The organism is Brevibacillus sp. SIMBA_040 (assembly GCF_046535075.1).
Taxonomy (GTDB): domain Bacteria; phylum Bacillota; class Bacilli; order Brevibacillales; family Brevibacillaceae; genus Brevibacillus.
This window is the reverse complement of sequence record NZ_JAWRXI010000139.1, coordinates 1-281: the sequence shown is the minus strand read 5'-3', so window position 1 is coordinate 281 and position 281 is coordinate 1. Positions and strand designations below refer to the sequence as shown.

The following is a 281-nucleotide window of genomic DNA, read 5'->3' as shown; positions in this document are numbered from 1 at the left end:
AAAGAAAAACATATCGACCAAACTTGGAAATTTAGAATGCTTTATAATTAATGCCAAAGCTAAAAGCAGAATCGGAGAAACAGAACTACTTTCTTATTTTAATCCTGTCTTTGGTTTTGTAAGACTTGAATACAAAAATATTGACGGAAGTAAAACAATTCTTGAGCTCGAAAAGGTTGAATAATAAACTATACCATTGACGACATAACTTTTGGATCATAAATAGCAGTTATTTTTGAAATTAGAAGTCAAAAATAAAATTAACTGATTTTTATAATAGT

General features: G+C 27.0%; 1 protein-coding gene. It reads left to right on the top strand.

Annotated elements, in window-relative coordinates:
- Window positions 1-184, top strand: a 184-nt coding sequence (locus SB752_RS32295; protein ID WP_410719480.1) for a hypothetical protein, incomplete at its 5' end; no start/stop codon positions are given.
- Window positions 185-281: the final 97 nt, after the last annotated feature.